The 18,399-nt window shown below is 36.8% G+C and carries 17 protein-coding genes and 1 riboswitch; of the genes, 2 read left to right on the top strand and 15 right to left on the bottom strand.

Going from position 1 to position 18,399, the window contains the following annotated elements:
• Positions 1-67: 67 nt before the first annotated feature.
• Both ACXACQ_RS06945 and nqrF read right to left on the bottom strand, forming a co-directional pair.
• The gene (locus tag ACXACQ_RS06945) at positions 68-1,231 is read right to left on the bottom strand and encodes a formimidoylglutamase (protein ID WP_474975211.1); all 1,164 of its coding nucleotides are present in this window, start codon (positions 1,229-1,231) and stop codon (positions 68-70) included.
• 105 nt (positions 1,232-1,336) lie between these two features.
• Positions 1,337-2,641 (bottom strand): NADH:ubiquinone reductase (Na(+)-transporting) subunit F, encoded by a 1,305-nt coding sequence (gene nqrF / locus ACXACQ_RS06940; RefSeq protein WP_474975210.1) that lies wholly within the window; start codon positions 2,639-2,641, stop codon positions 1,337-1,339.
• A gap of 250 nt (positions 2,642-2,891) precedes the next feature.
• Here nqrF and ACXACQ_RS06935 point away from each other — a divergent pair, with 250 nt between their 5' ends.
• Positions 2,892-4,736 carry a choice-of-anchor I family protein gene (locus tag ACXACQ_RS06935; protein ID WP_474975209.1) on the top strand — a complete coding sequence of 615 codons (1,845 nt, stop codon included), beginning with the start codon at positions 2,892-2,894 and terminating at the stop codon, positions 4,734-4,736.
• Positions 4,737-4,790: 54 nt separating this feature from the next.
• Here ACXACQ_RS06935 and ACXACQ_RS06930 read toward each other — a convergent pair whose 3' ends face one another.
• The 4 genes from ACXACQ_RS06930 to ACXACQ_RS06915 form a co-directional block, all read right to left on the bottom strand.
• Entirely contained in the window at positions 4,791-6,002 is a 1,212-nt protein-coding gene (locus ACXACQ_RS06930) for a homoserine dehydrogenase (protein WP_474975208.1), read from the bottom strand.
• A 6-nt stretch (positions 6,003-6,008) separates the two neighbouring features.
• Positions 6,009-7,052 (bottom strand): homoserine O-acetyltransferase family protein, encoded by a 1,044-nt coding sequence (locus ACXACQ_RS06925; protein ID WP_474975207.1) that lies wholly within the window; start codon positions 7,050-7,052, stop codon positions 6,009-6,011.
• Positions 7,030-8,346, bottom strand: a complete 1,317-nt coding sequence (locus ACXACQ_RS06920; RefSeq protein ID WP_474975206.1) for an O-acetylhomoserine aminocarboxypropyltransferase/cysteine synthase family protein — start codon at positions 8,344-8,346, stop codon at positions 7,030-7,032. Before ACXACQ_RS06920 ends, ACXACQ_RS06925 begins: the two co-directional genes overlap by 23 nt.
• A 265-nt stretch (positions 8,347-8,611) precedes the next feature.
• Positions 8,612-8,707: riboswitch (SAM riboswitch) on the bottom strand.
• A gap of 112 nt (positions 8,708-8,819) precedes the next feature.
• Positions 8,820-9,995 carry a lipoprotein N-acyltransferase Lnb domain-containing protein gene (locus ACXACQ_RS06915; RefSeq protein ID WP_474975205.1) on the bottom strand — a complete coding sequence of 392 codons (1,176 nt, stop codon included), beginning with the start codon at positions 9,993-9,995 and terminating at the stop codon, positions 8,820-8,822.
• A 132-nt stretch (positions 9,996-10,127) separates the two neighbouring features.
• Between ACXACQ_RS06915 and ACXACQ_RS06910 the strand changes: the two genes are divergently transcribed.
• The gene (locus ACXACQ_RS06910) at positions 10,128-11,150 is read left to right on the top strand and encodes an SPASM domain-containing protein (protein WP_474975204.1); all 1,023 of its coding nucleotides are present in this window, start codon (positions 10,128-10,130) and stop codon (positions 11,148-11,150) included.
• Between the two features lie 2 nt (positions 11,151-11,152).
• Here ACXACQ_RS06910 and ACXACQ_RS06905 read toward each other — a convergent pair whose 3' ends face one another.
• From ACXACQ_RS06905 to ACXACQ_RS06865, 9 genes are all read right to left on the bottom strand, one after another.
• Positions 11,153-11,317, bottom strand: coding sequence for a FeoB-associated Cys-rich membrane protein (locus ACXACQ_RS06905; RefSeq protein WP_474975203.1), 165 nt, complete (start codon positions 11,315-11,317; stop codon positions 11,153-11,155).
• A gap of 36 nt (positions 11,318-11,353) precedes the next feature.
• Positions 11,354-12,148: an inositol monophosphatase family protein gene (locus ACXACQ_RS06900; RefSeq protein ID WP_474975202.1), complete on the bottom strand. Its 795-nt coding sequence runs from the start codon at positions 12,146-12,148 to the stop codon at positions 11,354-11,356.
• A 3-nt stretch (positions 12,149-12,151) separates the two neighbouring features.
• Positions 12,152-12,928 (bottom strand): hypothetical protein, encoded by a 777-nt coding sequence (locus ACXACQ_RS06895; RefSeq protein WP_474975201.1) that lies wholly within the window; start codon positions 12,926-12,928, stop codon positions 12,152-12,154.
• Positions 12,918-13,592, bottom strand: coding sequence for a 16S rRNA (cytidine(1402)-2'-O)-methyltransferase (rsmI, locus tag ACXACQ_RS06890; RefSeq protein WP_474975200.1), 675 nt, complete (start codon positions 13,590-13,592; stop codon positions 12,918-12,920). The genes ACXACQ_RS06895 and rsmI overlap by 11 nt, the downstream gene beginning before the upstream one ends.
• A gap of 7 nt (positions 13,593-13,599) precedes the next feature.
• Positions 13,600-13,833: a 4a-hydroxytetrahydrobiopterin dehydratase gene (locus ACXACQ_RS06885; RefSeq protein ID WP_474975199.1), complete on the bottom strand. Its 234-nt coding sequence runs from the start codon at positions 13,831-13,833 to the stop codon at positions 13,600-13,602.
• A gap of 2 nt (positions 13,834-13,835) precedes the next feature.
• Positions 13,836-14,579, bottom strand: coding sequence for a class I SAM-dependent methyltransferase (locus ACXACQ_RS06880; RefSeq protein ID WP_474975198.1), 744 nt, complete (start codon positions 14,577-14,579; stop codon positions 13,836-13,838).
• 2 nt (positions 14,580-14,581) lie between these two features.
• Positions 14,582-14,845 carry a DUF493 family protein gene (locus ACXACQ_RS06875; RefSeq protein WP_474975197.1) on the bottom strand — a complete coding sequence of 88 codons (264 nt, stop codon included), beginning with the start codon at positions 14,843-14,845 and terminating at the stop codon, positions 14,582-14,584.
• Between the two features lie 83 nt (positions 14,846-14,928).
• Positions 14,929-17,016, bottom strand: coding sequence for a peptidylprolyl isomerase (locus tag ACXACQ_RS06870; RefSeq protein WP_474975196.1), 2,088 nt, complete (start codon positions 17,014-17,016; stop codon positions 14,929-14,931).
• Positions 17,017-17,085: 69 nt separating this feature from the next.
• Complete coding sequence (locus ACXACQ_RS06865) at positions 17,086-18,381, bottom strand: hemolysin family protein (protein WP_474975195.1); 1,296 nt, start codon at positions 18,379-18,381, stop codon at positions 17,086-17,088.
• Positions 18,382-18,399: the final 18 nt, after the last annotated feature.

Raw genomic sequence — 18,399 nt, 5'->3', positions numbered from 1 at the left:
TAACAAAAAAGGCTAGATAATATTTATCTAGCCTTTTTTGTTATTATTACACAACACGCCACAAGCCCTATATAAGCTTTGCGTGAGTCGTTATATACCTCTCTGGCAGTTCACCCTTGCAGGCTATCTGATAATCCGTATAAGAGCAAGGAATGATGCAATTGCGAGCATACCTACCCTTACTCTGAGGGTAAGGAACCTCCATCCACCATTTTTCACTCAATTTGCTTTTGTAAAACATCAATGTTTCTGGAGCTGAGGGCATAGACACCACAAACCGTAAATAGTCATTATTCTTAAAATCCTTCTCTTTCTTCCTGCAATAAAACCCTTCAATAAAATACCATATCATAGTAGCTACTACAGCCGCTGTCTTCATGTTATCATCATCGTAAGCAGGGTTGTACTCATAAAAACCCGCAGAACTCAACTTCTCATTTAACCCAGCATACCAGCATATCTGACAAGCCTCCTCCCCTGTTAACCCAAAAGGTTGTGCATCAAAAACACCGGGGGCATCTGTACTTTTTAAAGCACCTACATCGAAAGATAGCATGTCTGCATTTCTAATGATAGGCTCCATTTCAGCAATGTTAGCTCTAATTTCCCCTATTCTATAAGACTCAAAATACAGCTTTTCAAGAATAGTTATCGCCTGCTGATCCACTAAATATGTTTGATAACCTAAGTGGCTGTAGTTGAATAAAAAATTAGGCTCGTGCAATAATATTTTATGGATATGAGATTTACTCAACGCACTACTTGAATCATCTTCCATATCTAAAAACGCATCAACATTTAACATACTGATAAGCTTTTCCATATCTTCATAAGCCTGAAACTGACCGTAATCGATATCGTGTGACCCACCTATTAATATTGGCAATACGTTATTCTCAATAAGAATTTGACATACCTCCTTCACCCTTAAATGCGTTTCTCCCAGATCTACTCCAGCCCTTAAGTTTCCCAAGTCCACTATTTTATAATGCCCTATACCCTTCTTTAACTTATATAGCTTACGCCTTACTTCTAAAGCTGCGTTGGCTAATCCTTTATTTTCTTCATACGTGCCACGCTCTTCCGTTATCCCGATAATAGCAATATCAGCGTCTTTATATTTGGGCATTTTATCAGCATACACCTGAATGCTTTTATAGAATGAACTTGCACTGGTGATGTCCGAAAAAAGCTCCTCATCTAAAGGAGAAAAAAAGATTTTAAGATCCATATAAAGCAGTTTTACTGATTAAAATTAATCAATGAAGTAGCGAATATAAAATAAAAAAAGCCCTAAAGCTTAACACTTTAGGGCTTACAATAATTTTATTATGAATTATCCTCCGAAGTCATCAAATCTGATGTTTTCTGGCGGAATTCCTAAATCATCTAACATCTTTAGAACCGCTGCATTCATCAATGGAGGTCCACATAAGTAGAATTCCACCTCTTCTGGCTCTGGGTGATCTTTTAAGTAATTATCATATAATGCTTGGTGAATGAATCCTGTATATCCATCAGCATCTCTATCACCCAAACTTTTCTTTATTTTCCAATTATCCTCTTCTAAAGGCTCAGAAAGAGCTATGTTAAATTGGAAATTAGAGAAGTCATCTTCAATTTTTCTGAAGTGATTTACATAGAATAACTCCTTCTTAGATCTACCTCCATACCAGTAAGATACTTTTCTATCTGTTTTTAATGTATGGAATAAATGGAACACCTGCGCTCTTAAAGGAGCCATACCAGCACCACCACCAATGTAAATCATTTCTCTGTCTGTGTAGTTGATCGCGAACTCTCCATAAGGACCTGAAATAGTAACTTTATCACCAGGTTTTCTTGAGAATACGTAAGAAGAACAAATACCAGGGTTAACATCCATGAATTTACCTGCTGCTCTGTCCCAAGGTGGAGTAGCAATACGTATGTTAAGCATTACTATGTTACCTTCAGCAGGGTGGTTAGCCATTGAATAAGCTCTAAAGATAGGCTCATCATTTTTCATCACTAAATCCCAAAGGTTAAAGCTATCCCAATCAGATTGGAATACATCTTCAGGGTGACCAAGCTCCGGCTTAGGAGCAATATCCATGTCTGAGAATTTCACTTCAATAGCAGGAACATCAATCTGAATATATCCACCAGCTTCGAATTCTAAACTTTCACCTTCAGGTAATTTTACAACAAACTCCTTAATGAAAGTAGATACGTTGTAGTTAGATACCACCTCGCAATCCCACTTCTTAATACCGAAGATCTCTTCAGGAATACGTATGTGCAAATCTTCCTTCACCTTTACTTGGCAAGAAAGACGAACGTTTTCCTTTTGCTCTGCGCGGCTTAAATGTCCAACTTCGGTAGGCAATACTTCCCCACCACCTTCTTCTACTACACACTTACACATGGCACATGTTCCACCACCACCACAAGCAGAAGGTAAAAATATCTTCTGTGCAGATAATGTTGAAAGCAATGTAGAACCCGCAGATGTAACGATAGGGTTTTTATCGTCACCATTAATAATAATGTTTACAGGTCCTGACTGCACCAACTTTGATTGTGCAAATAGCAAGATAAATACTAATAGCATTATGATTAGTGTAAATGCTATTATAGACGTAATAATAACTGTACTCATCGAATTCGAATGATTATACTCAATAAAAAATTGTAGTCCCTAACAGGGAGTACAAATATATTTAGTAAATACCTAAAACTATAATCTCACTGAGTAAATTTTGAAGGAAAACACTATTGAGAAAAGTTCTTGGTAACATATATTTTGCATTGAGCAAGGGATATTAATAGTAAGTTAACTTTTTAATAACTGGTTTTGCCGGGTGGTTGAGTTATTTCGGGTTCAACTAATCAAGCATAAACTATTTACTATGAAAAAGACTATTTTAAGTGTTTTACTTTGTTGTTTCTGTTTTATAATCAGTTGCGATGATGATGACACCGCCAATCAGCCTGATTCTACCATTGCATTTACTTCCACCAGTGGTGAAATTTATCCCTCTGAAGGCGATACTATTAACATTAAATTAACTTCCAATACCACTACTGAATTTGAAAGAATTGCTTCCATTGAAATAGCATCTAGCTCAACAGCAGAATATGGCAGTGACTTTAAAATGCTACCAGAAAGTGAAGGATCCGTTATTTCTATAAAGGTAAATGCAGGAAGTAGCGAGGCCATCATGCAAGTGATAGGTATTAATACAGAGATGCTCACTTCTAAGGAAATAAAGTTCCAAATCATTAGCAATGAAGATTTCACTGCAACTGACCATAACACTTTTTCATTAGTACTATTACCAAAAATCATTAATGAAGACCCGGCCTCATTTACTGAAATCGGCTCTATAGCATTAGATGGCGGTGAAGCTGCTGCTGAAATATCAGCTTATGATCCTACCACCAAGCAGCTATTTGTAGTCAATAATGCTAACACATCAAGATTTGACATTATTAACATCGAGAATCCTTCGAAACCAAAATTTGTGAATAGCGTGGATATTTCTATTTATGGTGGCGGAATTAATAGCGTTGCGGTTAAAAATGGAATGTTAGCCACAGCAATTGAAGCAAATAACAAACAAGAAAATGGAAAAGTAGTCATTTTCAATACTCAGTCGCTAGAGAAAATAAATGAGATCAATGTTGGTGCATTACCCGACATGGTAACTTTCTCACCTGATGGCAATTATATTTTAACAGCTGATGAAGGTGAGCCTAATGACACCTACTCTAATGACCCAAAAGGTTCAGTTTCTATCATAAATATTAAAAATGGTTACAGTGTAAAAACCTTGTATTTCGATGCTTTTGAAAATCAAATGAATGATTTAATAAGTAAAGGGTTTAGAATTTACGGACCTGAAGCCAATTTTAGCCAAGACATAGAACCGGAATACATTACGGTTTCGGCTGACTCTAAAACTGCATGGGTAAGCTTGCAAGAAAATAATGGCATGGCACAGGTAGACATAACTAATGGTGTAATTAGCAATATCTACCCATTGGGCTTTAAGGACTTCAGCCTGCCAGGCAATGAAATTGACCCGAATGATAAAGATGATAAGATTGAATTTATAAACGTACCCGTAAAAGGAATTTACCAACCCGATGCTTTAGCTTACTTTACGGCTAGCAATAAAGAGTATATTATCACGGCTAATGAGGGTGACACCAGAGATTACGAAGGATTTAGTGAAGAAGATAGGGTAGAAGATATCAACCTTTCTAATAATTTCTCAAGTGAGATGTCTGAAATTTTGCAAAGACTGACTATAACCAACACACTGGGAAAAGAAGGCGATATATATAATGAACTGTATGTGCCTGGAGCACGATCTTTCAGCATCTGGACAACCTCAGGCGAGTTGGTATATGATTGCGGAAGTGAAATGGAAAGAAAAGTGGCTGAAGCCAACATGTATGATGACGGACGCAGTGACAACAAAGGTGTGGAGCCGGAAGGCGTTACTACAGGAATAATCGATGGAAAAGTTATTGGCTTTATTGGCATGGAGCGTGTAGATGCTGTAGCGGTATACGATTTAAGCACCCCAAATAGCCCTCAGTTTTTACAGCTATTACCCACAGGTGATGCTCCAGAAGGCATTATTTTCATTTCTGCCGAGGATAGTCCCAATAATAGAAGCACTTTAATTGTAAGCTCAGAAGATGATGGGTATGTAAAAATATATCAGCCATCGACATTACTATAATAAAACTACGAAGGCTCCATTTCTGGAGCCTTCAATAATATATTAGTAGAAAATTTATACGTACGAATAAGTAAGCTTAGGAATAGCTGTGGCTACGGAAGCGTCTCCAGTAAAAATAACATTACTATCTGATGTTTCTGATAAAATTTTGCTCAAGTTATCAACATCGATTGTACCAATAACATAACTATGACCTTTGCCAGAAAACTTCTCGCTCACTTCATTAAATAAGTCCAATTGTTCCTTTTCAATATCTTCGGCTCGTAGGTACACATTCACTTCACCCCCTTTAGCATTAGCCTCCACCGGAGTTCTATATTGATAGTTATATCCTTTGGTTAAAGAAACTACATCAGCTAAAACCGCCAACCCTGTTGGTAAGCTCCCAGCACCTTTACCTATTAAAGTTTGATTCTCAGCATAGGCACCATTAATTAGTACACAATTATATTCATTTTCAACATGGTATAATGGGCTATTACTATCTATAAAATGAGGCGCCACCACTACCGAAAGCACGTCTCCTTGCAGGTGTGCCTTGGCTAATAACTTAATCTTTAGACCTTGTTCAGTAGCAAATTCTATATCTTCTTTAGATATATTTTGAATGCCCCAGTTGAAGATTTTTTCGGGCTGAACGTTTAAGCCAAAGGCATGCCTGATTACAATACTCAATTTAAATTTAGGATCAAACCCACCTACATCAAGCGTAGGATCCGTTTCGGCAAACCCCTTCTCCTGAGCATCCTTTAGGGCATCTTCATATGTTTGCCCACCCTGAAACAACTGCGTGAGTATGTAATTTGAAGAACCATTGAAAATCCCCTTTACTTCAGAAATTTGTTCCGATGCATAGTAATCCTCCAAATTTCTAATAATAGGAATACTTCCACATACAGCCCCTTCATATAATAAAGGAGTTTTGTACTCTTCTTGCAAAGCAATTAACTCTTCTAAATGCTCCGCTACCATTTTCTTATTGGCAGTCACTACAGCCTTTCCACTTTTCAATGCCCTTTTTACAATAGCATAGGCTGCATCGGCATCATCAATAAGCTCTACTACAACATTAATATCATCATCATTTAAAATAGAATCCTGATCATAAGTTAATATATCAGCAGGCACGCCTTCGCGCACTTTATCTCTATTTTTAACACAAATCTTTACGATGTTGGCATCCACTTCATGATTTGCCTTTAATGTTTCGTAAAGCCCTTTTCCAACACATCCAAAACCAAAAAGTCCAATGGTATACTTACTCATCTTATGTTATTTTAAAAATTCTTTTAATTCTTTAGCCAGTTCTTCTGTTTCTATTAAAAACCCATCGTGTCCATAAAATGAATCTATAATAGCGAGTTTTGCTCCTTTAATATTCTTTGCTATAAACTTCTGCTCAGCAGAAGGAAATAATATATCGGATCTGATCCCGATTACCAGTGTACGCGCCTTTATAGCTTTCAGCCCGTGTCTTACTGATTGCTTGCCCCTACCAATATTATGGCTATCCATAGCCTTGCTGAGATACCAATAGGAGCTTACAGAAAACCTCTTTGTAAGTTTATCGCCCTGATAATATTGATAGCTACTTACTTTAAAATCATCAAGTTTATCATCAAAATCGGTCTGAGTCTTTCTATAGGTAGTCTGATTTCTATACGAAAGCATAGCCACTGCACGTGCAGCTTTCAGCCCCATTCTTCCAGCCTCTTCCGTTTTATCTTTATAAGTAGGGTCAGCCTCAATAGCCATTCTCTGAGCGGTATTGAACGCCTGCCCCCATGCAGAGTGACGTGCATTAGTTGCAATCACACATATATTTTCAAATAAATCCGGATCAGTTGATGACCACTCTAATAACTGTTGCCCTCCCATAGAGCCTCCAATACCTAAATACACCTTTTCAATACCTAAATGCGCCCTAAGGATACGGTGCACCTCCACCATATCTTTCACCGTGAGCAATGGAAAGTCGAAAGCATATATTTTACCCGTTCTAGGATCTATACTTCCTGGACCGGTGGTACCATAACAAGACCCCAAAATATTTGCACAGATAATGAAATGTTCATCAGGATTAATCAAATCCTCTCCTCCCACTAGTCCGGGCCACCATTCAAATGGGTCAGCATTAGCCGTTAAAGCATGAAACACCCATATTACATTATCCTTTTTTTCAGATAACCTACCATACGTGGTGTAAGCGATCTCAAGTTCAGGGAGCACTTCACCGCACTCCATTCTGAACTCGTGATCGTATTTATAGGTATTCAAATTAGGCTTCTTGTGATCAGGCGCTATAGACTTGGTCAAAGGCATTTGTTATATCGTCTTTTAAATCGTTAATATTTTCTATTCCTACCGACAACCTTAGTGAGTTAGGTAGTACTCCTGCTGCCAACTGCTCTTGTTCAGAAAGTTGCTGATGTGTAGTAGCAGAAGGCTGTATTATTAATGTTTTGGCATCCCCAACATTTGCTAAATGACTGATTAACTTCAGACTATCAACAAATTCTATTGCTGCGTCTTTACCTCCTTTTAATTCAAAAGAAAGCACTCCACCAAAACCTCTTTTTAAATATTTTTTTGCCAGGCTATGATACTTGCTCGAGGCAAGACCTGGATAATTGACTTTTTCTACTTTCGGATGATTTTCTAACCATGTGGCTAACTCCAAAGCATTTTCAACTGTCCTATCCACTCGTAAGGATAATGTTTCCAACCCTTGTAGTAGTAAAAATGAGTTGAAAGGGCTCAATGCAGGGCCAAAATCTCTTAAGCCTTCCACCCTAGCTCTTATTGAAAAGGCTACATTAGGCAATCCTAAAGGGTTGTTATCTCCGAAAGTCTCCCAAAAATTAAGTCCGTGATAACCTTCTGATGGCTCAGAAAACTGAGGAAATTTACCATTACCCCAATTATAACTTCCTCCATCAACTATCACTCCTCCAATAGAATTACCATGGCCACCTATCCACTTAGTAGCAGATGCCACAACTACATCAGCACCGTGCTCTATAGGCCTGAATAAGTAACCACCAGCTCCAAAAGTATTATCCACAACTAACGGCAGGTCATATTTACGAGCCAAATCACTGATTTTATCGAAATCATGAATATTAAAACTAGGATTACCTATAGTCTCTAAATATATTGCTTTGGTATTATCGTCTATTTTAGCTTCAAAATCAGCTGCTGCTTCACCTTCTGCAAACTTCACCTCTATCCCCAACCTTTTAAAGGCTACCTTAAACTGATTATATGTACCCCCATATAAGTAAGAAGTAGAAACAAAATTGTCTCCTGCAGTAAGTATATTATTTAAAGCTATGAACTGTGCTGCCTGCCCAGAACCCACTGCCAGAGCAGCCACTCCTCCTTCTAATGCTGCTATTCTTTTCTCAAAGACATCATTAGTAGGGTTCATTATTCTGGTATAAATATTTCCAAACTCCTTTAAGCCAAAAAGATTAGCTCCATGTTCAGAATCTTTAAAGGTATAAGACGATGTTTGATATATTGGCACTGCTCTAGAACGTGTAGAAGCTTCGGCTTCTTCATATCCGGCATGTAATTGTAATGTTTCGAAATTGAGCGCTTTAGCCATTTTGTTAATTCTTTATATTATTAATAAGATAATTTGAAATAGAATGAGATGTAGTAGTCCTGCTATTTTACAGGTATACCAAAAAAATTCAGATTATTGCTGCGGGTATCCTTAAAGGATTAGCAGCAACACATGCTTAATTTCGAATTAATAATAATGAATTGTAGCGCAACTATTGATCGCTGAAAAGTTGCCAAAAGGCCTGTTTGATGTTGTATTGATCTTTTCATTTCCATCAATTTATATTCTCCCTATTCCGTCACCTGACGGACATTCTTGGGATCAGGAAGTAGCACCTTGGATTGGTGACCAGGTTGCTAGCGCTTCTAAGAGCCTGTCTCTCCACGCTTCTTTATAAATCGACTCTCTCAGATGAGTTTATCGAATTGATGCTACAAACGTAATGAGCCTTTGAGATTTTTACAAGAAAAGATCAGAAATTTTTATTCAATAGTTTAAAATTAATTAACATGCTAAGCTTCAGCGGATAACCTATATTGAATATAGAAAGATCTAAGCATGATGAGTATTACCAATGGAATTAACGCATAATGTAAATTCTGTGGCAAAAATGACCATGTAGGGATTAACATTAAGCTTAAAAGGCATGTCAATTGAAAATAATACCTTAGAAATGCGGGCTTGGTCTTTTTCAACAACAGTAACCCAAAAGGAAAATGTAGTGGCAATGCCCAAAGTAAATTAAAATTATCTGCAGCAGCAGAATGATCGGTAGCCACCCATAACAAAAACAACAACCAGCCCACTAACCCTACTACTGTAAATAGAAACGCATCAAATCCAAAATATGATTTTTTATTGCGGTAGCCCAAAAGAGTTACAAAAGCCCCACAAATAAATACAAATGAAAAGAACATAAACGGTGTAACAACACTGGCCTGATCAGGCTCCGGGGTAGATTCATAAGTCACCACCGTATTCTTCACTAAAGGTTCTACATTTCCATTATGATTCACATAAGCATGAGCAAAAGCCTTTTCAATGTAGTCTGGCAAAAACATATACATATCTGCAGTGGCAGTTTTATCCATTGGTAAACCCAGGCAAATATCTATACCCAAATCACCCCAAGGCTGCTGCTTCAAATAAATATCTGTGAGATCACGAATTGTATAATCTGTATCTATATGCGAAACATCAAACTCCAGATCATCTCCTAATGCCTTTTTCAAAGCATCTCTAACTCGGGTGGCGCAGTTATCATAGAAATAATCATAATAGTAGTACTGATTTTCAGGCATGGCATTCTTCCTTAGAAAATCGACCAAATCTTGAGTTTGCTTGGCAGTAAGGTTTAATACCTGCTCATGAATAGATCTATTAAAGTATATATAATAGTTTTTGAATCGGTTATAATCCTGCAGATCGAGTTTATAATGCAAATACCCTCTGGCGAAATTCAAATAAAAATTAGGTTGGTCAAAATCAAAAACCCCGTAATTATAAATTACATCGTAACCAGTCACCGGATCTATAACCCTAATGGCACTATGTCCAAAGGCTGAATATAACTCGCCCTGAAAAGGACCACATGTCAAAATTCTGACTTCAGACTTAGATGATAATCTCAATTTTTGAGAAAACCCCAATACAGGGATCAATAGCAGGATTAACAATATATGCTTCATCGTAAATATCAAATACGCATGGTTAGACCTCTAAGTTAAAGAAAATGACTCCTTTCTTATTCAGATATACCACAAATGAAGTATTTCTATTGACATATTTCTTATGCAACTCTATTGCTTATCTTTACCACAATGAATAGCAATTTAAGAGACGGCATCAATTTCATTTCAAAATTCAATAGAAAGAGGGCTTGGAATGCGTTTAAAATAACTTCTAGTTACGTATACTCTCGGCTATTCAAGTCTTCAAAAATCGCGGGCCTTCCTATCAGCATCTCTATAGAACCTACTACTTCGTGCAACTTGCGCTGCCCCGAATGCCCTAGTGGGTTACGCTCTTTCACTAGGCCGACAGGGATGCTGGAAAGTGATTTTTTTAAAAAAATAATAGATGAATTAGAAAGCTCCTTACTCTATTTGCTTTTCTACTTTCAAGGAGAGCCCTACTTACACAAAGATTTTCTCGAATTAGTAAAGTATGCCTCTGATAAAAATATATACACTGCTACATCTACAAATGCACACTACCTAAATGATGAAGTAGCCAGAAAAACAGTAGAATCAGGACTAGATAGATTAATTATTTCCATTGATGGCACTACACAAGAAACCTACGAATCTTACAGAGTGGGAGGAAGACTGGACAAAGTAATAGAAGGAACGAAAAATATTTTGAAGTGGAAAAAAGAATTGAACTCTAAAACACCTCATGTGATTTTTCAATTTTTGGTTGTAAAGCCGAATGAACATCAAATTAACGATTTACAACAGCTCGCTGATAAACTTGGAGTAGATGAAATAGGCTTAAAAACCGCACAAATTTACGACTATAAAAATGGGTCTTCTTTAATCCCCACAATTGATAAGTACAGTAGATATCGAAAAAACCAAGACAACACTTACTCTATTAAAAACAAGTTACTGAACCACTGCTGGAAAATGTGGCACTCCAGTGTTATAACTTGGGATGGAAAAGTTATACCCTGCTGTTTTGATAAAGATGCTCAGCATCAAATGGGCAATCTAAATAAAAACACCTTTGAGGCAGTTTGGAAAAGCCCTGAATATATACGTTTTAGAAAAACCGTAATGAAATCTAGAAGTAAAATAGACATGTGCAAGAACTGCACTGAAGGAACAAAAATATGGGCCTAAGCTTAATTTTTAGCCCTTACTTTTACTGTCTTATATTGTTTAACAGGTGACTCACATTTACAGTTACTACCGCAAGATGCGTCTCCTTTAAAATGCCTATACACAAGCCTACCTAAATAAAAGGCCGCTCCTAAAAATAAAACTAGTGTTATTATTTGCTGTACCATATTATATCCAACGAACGCCCAATAGCATTAGTTTCGTTATTGCCACCTATTCTGAATAACCGACAGCATTTCTTTGCTGATGCCGCATGCTGCCACAATTTCACGGCCAAAAATATAATCATCACCACCTTTAAAATCCATTACCACCCCACCTGCTTCCTGAACAATAAATGCACCAGCGGCCACATCCCAAGCGTTCAAATTATATTCAAAAAATCCTTCGAATCTCCCACAGGCAACATATGCCAAATCTACTGCTGCACTCCCCATTCTTCTAAGCCCATGCGTTGACTGCATAAAATCATTCAAAATATTTAAATACTTAGACATGTCTTCGAAATTATAATACGGAAAGCCAGTGGCTAATAAGCTATCACTGAGTTTACTGATTTCCGAGACTTTTATAGGAGCCCCATTACAAAATGCACCTTCACCCAATGAAGCATAAAAGCATTCATCCTTATTAATTTCATAGACTATGCCCATTACAATTTTATCGCGCTGCATTAAGGCAATGCTAATGGCATAAATAGGTAGACCGTGGGTAAAATTTGTAGTACCATCAAGAGGATCGATAATCCAGTTAAATTCTTCTTCTCTATTGGTTTCTGTACCTTCCTCTGTAATAAAACCAGCCTCAGGAAGAATCACCTTGCAACCTTTCACTAACCGCTCTTCTGCACCTTTATCAACATATGACACCAAATCATTAAATCCTTTATGCTCTATATCCGCAGTTTTAAAAGTTTTACTTTCATCCCTAATGAAAGATCCCACCTCCATAACCAACTGCTTTGTTGCATCTAATACGGTATTTAATGATACTGCCATAATCTATTTCTTTACATTTTTTTTAACGAAGCTATACATAATTACTAACGCTGACACCCAGACTGCTGTTTTGCCAAGATATTCTCCATTACCAGACACTTGCTTAGTGAACGATGCTCCAGAAACAATATCAGCTGGCATAATGGCATCAGTACCGGTAGTAATCAAAAAAGGAATACATATTACAGCCAAAGTATAGCCTATACTAACCCACCGGATTTGTCCTTTAAACACAGCTCTATCTTTGAGCAAGGCAAAGTAAAATAGAATATTGACCATAAGTATCCATAAGCTCACTCCTAGCAAGCCTGTATGTACATCCCAAGAAATAAGGAATCTATTATGTTCAAATACAGAACCTAAAAAGAAATAAGTATACTTGGGGCTGAAAGTAAGTAACGCGTAAGCAAAAGCAAGCCAATAAATAGTGATAGTGAAGATGCCTATTCTATTTTTAGAGTAATAATTAGTGAAACTATATACTAAAAAGCTTAGACTCACCACAAAACCAAAAATGGCTCCATGTAGTATAGAAAGCTCTACCGAATCTTCTAAAAACACCCAACCACTAAAACTGACCACCAAAAGAGCAGTAATAATCAGTTGTGCACTAACCATATTTTTAATAGAAAACTCTTCTTCAGCTTCAGTATAAATGGCAAATAAAGGCGACAATGCTAAAAATATAAGAAATGAAAACACTCCTGACCACCTGCTGATTAATAGAAAACATAGCGATATTGCTATCAAAAACACCTTTTGATTGATCTTATTTCCCATGGACCACTATAACTATTTCCCCTTTAACCGTTTTTTCTTCAAAATGCTTCTTCACTTCTTCTAAAGTACCATTTACCGTTTCCTCATGAAGCTTGGTCAACTCTCTGGACACAGACACTTCTCGTTCGGTTCCCATATGATCTATTAACTGGCCTAGAGCCTTCACCAGCCTATGAGGAGATTCGTATAAAATAATAGTACGTTCCTCCTGGGCAAGAAACTCTAATCTTGTTTTTCTACCTTTTTTGTGAGGCAGAAACCCTTCAAAAACAAACTTATCAGACGGCAAACCAGATTTAACTAAAGCAGGTACAAAAGCAGTAGCTCCAGGTAGGCATTCAATTTTAACACCCGCTTTTAGGCACTCCCTTACCAATAAAAAACCAGGATCAGAAATAGATGGCGTACCTGCATCGGTAACTAATGCCATAATAGCACCACCATTGAGTTTTTCTACTAAAGTATTTACAGTTTTATGCTCATTAAAAATGTGATAGCTCTGTAATGGCTTCGATATATTATAATGCTTGAGCAACTTACCAGAAGTACGAGTATCTTCTGCGAGTATCACATCTACTGCATTTAAAATTTTTACTGCTCTGTAAGTAAAATCATCAAGGTTGCCAATAGGGGTTGGCACCAAATACAATTGCGTTTCTGCCACAAGTATTCTATTTAATTAACTTATCAATTTCTTTTGCAAGCTCATGATCCTTCTCTGTCACTACATCGCCTGCATCATGCGTATTAAGCTCAAAACTCACTGTATTATAAACATTAGACCAGTTTGGATGATGGTTGAGTTTTTCAGCTATAATTGCCACCTGCGACATAAAGCCAAATGCCTCTATAAAATTATCGAACGTAAAAGTTTTAGTTAGTCTATTATTTTCTTCTGTCCACATAGTTATAATTTTTGTGCAGTAATAATATATTGATATTGAAGACTCTCTTCATCTGCTACAACATTCACAAAGCCCGCTTGTTTTAATTCTTGCTCTGCCACTTCTAACGCTACCTTGTCGGCATCTTTTGGCCCCACTGTCATTCGTCCCATCTTAAAATCTACAATACATATCATTCCTCCATTCTTCACTCCTTCTTTCACTTGCTTTAGGTATTCAACCCTGTCGTTCAACACATAATAGGTATTCACCATTAATACCTTATCTACTTCATTATTTTTCAGCAACGGATTGTCTTCATGGCTAAGCCTAGTTTCAATATTATCAGGCGAAATACTATCTGTGTCAAAGCGTTTCTCATCAATGTATGATAGAAACTGTTCTTCTATATCAATAGCAATAACGCTAGCACCTGCCCTAGCCAAACGAAATGTAAAATACCCCGTACCCGCACCAATATCAGCGACTGTCTCCCCCTCTAAGGGAGCCAATACCTTTATAATCACATCTGGACTCTGCCAAGTGACTCTACCCGGGTCCTCATATTTTTCAACTTTATTCTTAAAGGAAAGCACATTATTATCTTCCTCTTTATTTAATGTGTCTATTACCTCTAAAGAATCGCTATGAACTAAAGTCTCGTCTGACTCAGAGATGCTAGCCTGTTTATTCTCCCGGTTTGGGCCACAGGAAAATAGGCAGCACACACATAAGACACCAAAGCTAAGCTCTTTAATTACATTCATATTTAAAGAGCTATAACGCCCTCCACTTTACTGGCCGCAATGTAAAACTCCACCACTTTATCGCTAGACTCTGCCATTACCTCTGCCGTAACACTAATATAATTACCATTTTTCGAGGCCTTTTCTCTTATCTCATGACCAACAAAAATATTTTTAATCTCTATTGCCTTATCTTGAGGCACAATAAACTTGAACATGTATAACGCAGGCCAAGTGTACTCTATATCTAATTTTTCCTTAAATGAATCTATCGATGAATTATCCATTGTTGTAATTAATTATACCTGTCATTAAATAGCAAAAGCGGAGATATCCTCTCCGCTTTTGCTTAATCATATAATATTATATTTTAATAGAAGTTGTATCTGTTATCTTTGATATCAGCATCTTCTTTTATTGCTTCACCAATATTGTAAGCCACTCTACTTTGAGTTCTTTGCTCTATTTGGCTCTTATAGCTAGAATAATCTGCCACTTCAGGAGCTTCTGTTATATTCTGTAATTCTATGATAAGCACTCCGTTTTGAGATGCAAAAGGAGCTGTTTTTTCTCCTTTTTTAAGAGAAAACACTTTACCTACAGCTTTAGGATCATAACCTACACTTGGTAGTGAGTTTACATTTAATTTCAAATCACTGCTTGAATAAACGTTAGCATCAGCACCATAAGAAGATGCCATTTCATCTAACGAGCCAGATAATCCTTTAAGCTTAGCAATAATTTGCTCTCCTTTTTTCTGCTCTTTAACTTTTGTTGTTAATTCAGATTTAATGTTTTCGATAGGCTGGTATCCTTTTTCTATTTCGTTAGTCATTACTGCTACCACATAGCTGTCGTCTAACTCAAATACTCTAGATACATCACCTTTAGAAGCATCTTTAAATAACCACTGAACTACTTGGCGAGCTTCTCCTAAAACACCAATTCTTGTATCATTAGGCTTAAGTTTAGCTACTGGCGTAGTATTCACTCCTTCTTTTTCAGCACCTTCTTCAAAAGACTTTATATCACCAGCATTAGAAGCGAAAATATCAGCTTTTCTAAAAGCTACATTTCTTGTTTCGTCACTAGCAGTAATTTTTCTTTCGATACTAGCTACTTTATAAGATGTATTAGTTTTGGCTTCGTCAACCTTTACAATGTGGTATCCAAATTGAGTTTTAACTAAGTGATCAATTAAGCCAGTGCTTTTAGCGTTAAATACAGCCTCTTCAAATTCAGGAACCATTCTTCCAGACTCGAACCAGCCTAAGTCCCCACCTCTACTGGCAGTTCCGTCAGTACCGTGCTCACGAGCCATTTCAGCAAAGCTAGCTCCGTTCTTAATTTGGTTTAATATATCTTGAGCTTCTGCCTTAGCCTTATCATCATCTCCTTTAATTAAGATGTGGCTAGCTTTAGCATAAGACACAGTGTCTTCAAAAATGCTTGACACTTTGTATACTACATATCCACCGTTGCTCAAGTAAGGTCCTCTAACATCACCTTCAGAAAGGTTACCAGCGTTGGCCTTAAGCTGTGCAGGTAAAGTTCCTACACTATATTTCTGATAGAAGGCATCACCTTCAGTACTTGCTCCAGCAAAAATTGAATCGTTTTTGCTTTCTTTAAATTCTTGAACAATTTTTTGAACATCTTCTTTTACGTAAGCACTATCTTCTGACGATGGCACAATAGAGAAAGAAACATATTCTAAACCTTTAGTATGGTCTACCTTATATTCTTCTTTATGTTCGTTATAGTAAGACTTGATGTCGCTATCAGAAGCTTGCACAGCAGAATCGCCAACAGCGTAGAAAGGAACATATAAGTATTTTACTTCAGCAGTAGTGTTTTGAGCATTGTACTCACTTTGAGCTTCCGCTTTAGTTACATAATTAGCCTTTACAATCAAGTTTTCATACTTTACTCTTTCTCTACCAGGTCTTAAATTTTTCTTAATAACTGCCCAGTAGTTTTGGTAAATAGGAGCTTGTTGCTCAAGGTTATTGTAAAAGTTAAGGAATAGCTGTCTATCAAACTCCCCTGTTTCAGGGTTTCCGAAGAAGCTTTTAATGCTTTGGTCTTGATTTTTACCTTGCATCATATCCCAAACTTCGTCACTGCTAACTTCTACACCTAACTCATCATACTGCTTATTGAAAGCGTATTTTGTAATGAGTAATTCCCAAGCCTGATTTCTTAGTAAAGGCCTGTCACGTTCAGTTGGCTGACGATTATACTGTAAAGCATATTCTGCTTCTCTTTGCTGAACTAAGTTTTGATATTCTTGTAAGGAAATTTTTTCTCCTGCAATTTCACCTACATCATTGCTATTACCGAATAACGATGAATTCTTGCCAACCAGATCAGCTAAGACAAAAGAGAGAATGGCTAGTGATATAACTATTACCACAAGTTTTCCCATCTTATTCCTCAGAGTATTTATTAATGCCATTATTATAATGAGTTAGGTTAAAGAGGCGCAAATTTAAGTAGTATCCTACTAAAATCAAACTACCTTTTTTTAGTCGCTACTTTTTTTGTTTTCAAAATTATTTAAATCAATGGTGAGTTTTATGATATCCATCCTTATATCATTGGTAGATTTCACTTCAAACTCAAAGGGTGGAAGTGTAATAATATCACCTTCCTGAGGCAGGTCTTCATTGATAGAAAGAATCAAGCCCCCTAATGTCTCGTAATCTCCTGTAGGAAGATTCCAGTTATATTTATCGTTTAAATAGTCTATTTCATGTCGTGCACTGATTAAATATACATTTTCAGAAATTTCTTGTTCCACCCAGTCTTCATCATCGTGCTCATCCTGAATTTCACCAAAAATCTCCTCTATAATATCTTCTATACTTACTATTCCGCTTGTCCCTCCAAATTCATCCACTACTAATGCCAAACTTTTGCGTTCGCTAATAAACTGAATCATTAGCTCATTGGCAAGCATAGTTTCAGGGACAATCAAAATCGAAGTTAATATATTTTTTATTTCTTTTGGCTTTTTGAACAACTCTAATGAGTGACAATATCCAATTACGTTGTCAATGGAGTCTTCATAAACTAAAATTTTTGAATGCCCGCTATCGATAAAAGCCTCTCTTAAGTCTTGTATATCATCCTGTATATCAACGGCTATGATCTCCGTACGCGGAATCATACACTCTCTTACTCTGATGGTTTTAAATTCCAGAGCATTATTAAAAATTTTAGTATCAACTTCTACATTGGTGTCTTCGTCTGACTGCAACGTATTTTTTATGTAATTATTTAAATCAGTTAGTTTAAATGCTGGCCTATCTTCAGAATACTCTAATCTCATAATTTTTGTAATTACAAGTTTGGATAGAGAAACGATAGTCCACACTACAGGCCCCATTACCCAGTATATAGCATACATAGGAAATGCAAAAATTGAAAGCATCCAATTGGGGTTAATCAAAAACACGCTTTTGGGTAAAAACTCTGCCGTTAATAAAACTAATAGCGTAGAGGTTATGGTTTGCAAAACCAGCAAAATAAGTTCGTTTGATAGCCTGGCAGGAAGTAATTGAAAAATAAGTGGGTCTAATAATTTGGTCATAAAAATACCATAGATTACTAATGCTACGGTATTTCCAATAAGGGTAGTGCCTATAAAACGGCTAGGGTTATTAATAAATGATGTTAGAATTTTGCCTGACCTCACCCCTTTTTTGCCTTGGAGTTCAATATGTAAACGATCTGCAGAAACAAAGGCTATTTCCATGCCCGAAAAAAAGGCTGAAAACAACAATGTTAGAAAAATAGGAAGAAGTAGGTTTAAATCCATGTATTAATTCGAAGGCTT

The sequence above is a fragment of the Fulvivirga sp. AWR4_260 genome, from assembly GCF_056158185.1.
This window is presented reverse-complemented; position numbering and strand designations above follow the sequence as displayed.